A 5,080-nucleotide genomic window follows, 5' to 3' on the forward strand; every position below is an offset into this window, starting at 1 on the left:
ATGATCCCATGATGAATAATAAAAATCGTACAATCCTGGCTTTGATTGCTTCACCGAGGAAACTGGGAAATTGTGAAATCCTGGCTAAAGAGATTTGCCGGCACCTGCCCCAGGCGCATACTTTAAAGCTTCTTCGGCTGCCGGAGAAGAATATCCTGCCCTGTAAAGCGTGCTATGCCTGTCTGGAAAACGGTAAATGTCCACAGAAGGATGATTTTCAGCAGGTAGCCCGGGAAATGGCTGCTGCTGATGGCTTGATCATTGCATCGCCCACCTATTTTATGGGGCCTAACGGAGTGCTGAAAGTTTTCCTTGATCGTTGCCTGCAGATGTTTGGACATTCCCTGAGTTTGCGGGGTAAACCGGCAATCAATATTGTTACCGCCGGTCTGGAAGGTGAAGCGGGGTATACCGAAGCGGCACTGAACAGTTTTACTCTGATTTTGGGGATGAAATTGCAGGCTTCAGCCGTTTTTTATGGAGCACTTCCCGGCGAGTCATTATGGCAGAAAGTGGAAGAACGGGAGAAAGCCAAAGATTTAGGGGAGATATTCTTTGCCGCCAGGCCACAAATCGACGATTCATGGCGTTGTCCTTTATGTGGCAGCGATACGGTGCAGCTCCTTGGCGGCAATCGAGTGCAGTGCCAGGTATGTCGTAACTTTGGGACTTTGAACGTAGATGGTCATGGATTGGTGCTGAAAACTTCTCTGAAACCGGAAAATATATTCTTTACCGCCGAGCAGACCGCGCACCATCATCAATGGCTTCAGGGGATGAAAAAAAGATTCTTGCAGGTTCGCCGGCAACTGGGTGAATTTCAGCGACAATATGCCGATGATGGTGAGTGGGTATGAGTTCAGGTGATTTCACTGAGGATTGAGTCGTAGGTGGTAATAAATGCCTGGACCACGTCAGGATCAAACTGGCTGCCGGAGCCGTTTTTTACTTCCTCCAGGGCGATTTCTTTGGCCAGCGGCTGGCGGTAGGAGCGGTCCGAAGTCATGGCATCGTAAGCATCACAAACGCCGATAACCCGGGCCATCATGGGGATCTGCTCATGCATCAATCCATGGGGATAACCTTTGCCGTCGTAGCGTTCGTGATGGGCTCCAATGATCGGCAGAATGTCTTCAAGAAATGTTAATGGTTCGAGAATTTTGACTCCCTTGGAAGGATGAGTTTTAATTATTTCATATTCGGCATTATCTAATTTTCCCGGTTTGTTCAATATTTGTTCGCTGATACCGATTTTACCCACATCATGGAGCAGGGCGGCATATTCAAGCTCTTTCTTTTCTTCATTGTTGAGATTCATGGTTTCGGCCACCATGGAAGCATAAAACGCGACCCGGTGCGAGTGACCACGGGTATACTTGTCTTTTTCTTCGATGGCCATGATCAGTGAACCGACGGTCTGGACGACGCTGCTATTCAGCTTGGCGGTAATTTCCTTGACCCTGGTTTCCAGAGATTCCTGGTAGCGGGCCTGTTCTTCTTTTAACGAGCGGAATTCGAGCGCCCGTTTTACGGTTAATGCCAGTTCTTTAACTTTAAATGGTTTTGACATGTAATCAAAGGCTCCCATGCGGATATGATCAAGAGCCATGTCCAGCTGGGCAAAACCACTGAGAATAATGATCGGGATAATCGGATGTTCCTGGGCGACAAAATTGACTACCTGATCCCCTGATACCTTTGGCATTTTCAAATCGCAGATAATGGCCGCCAGCTCATCTGGTTTTTGTTTGATGATTTCAATTGCCTCTTCTCCGTCAGTCGCGGTGCAGGTCTGATAGTCGAGGCTTTCCAGAGAATCAGTCAGGATTTCGCGGATATTTTCCTCATCATCAACAATAAGAATCTTTTTTTCTTGTAATTCCATTTTAAATAACCATTTAAGAAAATTGAGGTGTAAGGTATAAGGTGTAAGGTGTAAGGTCTTTCCGTACACCGTACACCGTTCTTTCAAATGAATACCGACACGTTGAAAAATCATATAATCTCGTCCGGCCGGCTGAAAGAACAGCTGCGGAAAATGCAGCGGGACGGGAAAAAAATTGTTTTTACCAATGGTTGTTTTGACCTGCTGCACCCCGGCCATGTCAGCTATCTGGAGCAGGCACGGGCTTTAGGGGATGCGCTGGTAGTTGCCATAAATTCTGACCACTCAGTGCGCCGGCTTAAAGGGAATGACCGCCCCATTCTCGACCAGAATATCCGCAGTATTATGCTTGCCGCTTTCCGCTGGGTGGATTATGTGACCATATTTGATGATCCTGACCCCTTAAAGCTCATTGCTCTGCTTGAACCGGATATCCTGGTTAAAGGTGGTGACTGGCGGCGGCAGGATATTGTCGGTCGTGAGCTGGTGGAAGCCCGGTCCGGCCAGGTGTACAGCCTGCCATTTGTTGGCTCCTATTCCAGCAGTAAAATTATTGCTGAAATTGTATCTCGATTCTGCCCCCCTGGTTAATAAGTTATTATTATCCTTGTTTGAGCTCAGAGTTGGTTGACGGGCCGAAAAAGCACCAATTGAATGCGCAAACAGATTTTCGTTATAGGGCATCATAACCACTGAATTCCGGCGGCTTTTTTTTAACAGCCGCAGGAAACGGCTTATCTTCTTGCTGGATAGAGGATTTTCATTTTTCCAGTCAACGGCCTGCAATTTGAAAACAACCTGCTGCTTACCTTTCTCCAGAATATTCCCTGCTTTAAATAATCTTTGCATCAGCTCTTCAAGTTCAGTTTCTGCATTAATATTCAACTCCCGGCGGATTTGTTGCTGATAGGCCATAATAAAGAAATAATCCGCGGCTGAAGAACTGAGGACTTCGGGTATTTCGGCAAACCATGCCTTGCCCCATTGGGGATTGAGCAGGGTTTCATAGTGAATGTTCCGGGCAAAAATAAGGTTCTGGTTGACCTGTCGGCAGGCGGCCATGATGGCATTGCTCAGGTTTTGTAACGCTATGGCTTTGTTATTGCTCCACTTCCAGAATATCGGTTTGTAACCGGTAATCCCATTTTTGTTCACCGTAAAATTATAGAGATCGGCCGGCTCTGGATAAAAACCTTTCCCGTCCTGTCTGGGATGGAATCCTTCTGTATGCCTGAGCTCCAGATCATCCTGAAACATGATGCCATCGATGGGATTTTTTGCCAGATCGCGATAAAGAGCAGTGAGAAACTTCCGGTTTTCAGGTGCTGTCGGATCAAGGGTGTCAGTGGGTTTGCAGCCCTGTCTCTGGGGGTTGTAATTGTAAACCTTGGGAAGTAGTTTATGATCGTAATTGGCATGTAAGGTGGTCATCCAGGCAAAAACCCGCAAACCTTCGGCATGGGCATCCCGGCAGATGTCGGGTAGCAGATTGCTGATGACTGGTGCCAGTCTGGTGTCAAAATACACCCCTTCTTTTGGAGCTGTGGTACTCAGTTTGCCAATATAGTGATAACGATCAGAACTGTTATGGAATACCCGCACAATAATGGTATTGAAACCGCTGGTACGTAACTGGGCAAAGAGGTAACGGCGTTCCTCTCGGGTTTGTGGTTTAAGGATCGATATCTGAGCGCCAATTATTGGCGCTTGAGGCCGGGCATGGCTGATTGACGCCTGGGCGAATATCATCAGATTGCAATTGAAAAGTATCAAAAGTGCAGACATGGCTAATCTGTTTATGGTCATGGTTATCAATTCTCTTGCGGAAAAAGTATGGCCGGCAGTTCGGTGATATTCTCAATCTCAGCTACCGTTATAATTACCTTATCGGCAGAACCAAGATTATTTTTAGGGATTATTGCCCTGGTAAATCCGAACTTCCGGGCTTCGTTCAGACGTTGTTCCAAAAAATTTATTCGCCGGATTTCACCGGCCAGCCCGACTTCACCTAAAAGCAAGGTAGTGGCGGGGATTTCCTTATCCAGATAGCTTGACAATATAGCTCCCATCAGTCCCAGATCAATAGCCGGTTCAATGATTTTCAGTCCGCCGATTACGTTGAGAAAGATATCCTTGTCTCCCAAAAGCAGATTCAGCCGTTTTTCCAGGACGGCAATCATCAATGAAGCACGACCTTTATCGATTCCCAGGGTGGTTCGGCGGGGGATCCCCGCCATCGTTGAGCTGGAGACCAGTGCTTGAATTTCGGTCAGAATCGGGCGTGTTCCTTCCATGGTTGCGGTGACCAGGGAGCCGGCCAGATCTGTCGGTCTTTCGGCCAGAAAAATATGCGATGGGCTGTCCACCCCTTGTAGACCGCTGCCGGTCATTTCAAAGACACCAATTTCATTGGTGGAACCGAACCGGTTTTTAACTGCTCGCAGGATGCGGTAAGGATGCTGAGTTCCGGATTCAAAATAGAGAACCGTGTCTACCATATGTTCCAGTATCCGGGGGCCGGCGATAGCGCCTTCCTTGGTCACATGACCGATTAAAAACAGGGGAATGCCGGTTGTTTTTGCCAGGTTGATCAAATGGGCGGTTGCCTGGCGGATTTGCGAGACTGAACCTGGCGGAGATGTGCTTTCCGGGGCGGTAACTGTCTGAATGGAATCAATTACCAGCGCTTTGGGTTTCAGCTCAAGTGAATGTGAAATTATCATCCCCACTTCCGTGGCGGCCAATAAATAGAGGGTTGGGGCGTCAATCTGTAACCGTTCACTTCTCAACTTTACCTGTCCGGGTGATTCCTCACCGGTCACATACATGGTTTTTTGACCATTGACGGAAAGATTGGCCAGTACTTCCAGCAGCAGGGTGGACTTTCCGATTCCCGGATCGCCACCAACCAGGGTTACGGCCCCGGGCACAATTCCCCCGCCGAGTACCCGGTCAAACTCGGCAATTTTGCTTTGTCCCTGGATGGGGGGAGTGTTTTTGATTTCCGCTAATGACTTTGGATGACTGCCCTTGTTTAAGCTGGCCAGTTCGGGGAAAGTCGCTGGTTCATCCGAGGCTTCACGTTCTTCAACAAAGGTATTCCATGATTGACAGGATGGGCATTTCCCCAGCCATTTTGGTGACTGGTGCCCGCAGGATGAACAGTAAAAATAAGTTTTCGTCTTTTTTTTCACC

Annotated in this window: 4 protein-coding genes and 1 pseudogene; 2 read left to right on the top strand and 3 right to left on the bottom strand. The window is 47.9% G+C overall.

Annotated features, from left to right (window positions below; genetic code table 11):
• A partial coding sequence (locus U9P07_10660; protein ID MEA2109867.1) for a flavodoxin family protein occupies positions 1-857 on the top strand: 857 nt, incomplete at its 5' end.
• Positions 858-859: 2 nt separating this feature from the next.
• Here U9P07_10660 and U9P07_10665 read toward each other — a convergent pair.
• A complete protein-coding gene (locus tag U9P07_10665) occupies positions 860-1,885 on the bottom strand; it encodes a response regulator (protein ID MEA2109868.1) in 1,026 nt (341 codons plus the stop codon).
• 153 nt (positions 1,886-2,038) lie between these two features.
• On the opposite strand from U9P07_10665, the gene rfaE2 reads away from it, so the two are divergent.
• Positions 2,039-2,476 (top strand): D-glycero-beta-D-manno-heptose 1-phosphate adenylyltransferase, encoded by a 438-nt coding sequence (gene rfaE2 / locus U9P07_10670; GenBank protein ID MEA2109869.1) that lies wholly within the window; start codon positions 2,039-2,041, stop codon positions 2,474-2,476.
• 126 nt (positions 2,477-2,602) lie between these two features.
• On the opposite strand, the pseudogene U9P07_10675 reads toward rfaE2, so the two are convergent.
• Both U9P07_10675 and radA read right to left on the bottom strand, forming a co-directional pair.
• A pseudogene (locus U9P07_10675) lies at positions 2,603-3,691 on the bottom strand (poly-beta-1,6-N-acetyl-D-glucosamine N-deacetylase PgaB).
• Between the two features lie 5 nt (positions 3,692-3,696).
• On the bottom strand, positions 3,697-5,080 hold a 1,384-nt coding region (radA, locus tag U9P07_10680), incomplete at its 5' end, for a DNA repair protein RadA (protein ID MEA2109870.1).

The organism is Pseudomonadota bacterium (genome assembly GCA_034660915.1).
GTDB lineage: Bacteria > Desulfobacterota > Anaeroferrophillalia > Anaeroferrophillales > Anaeroferrophillaceae > DQWO01.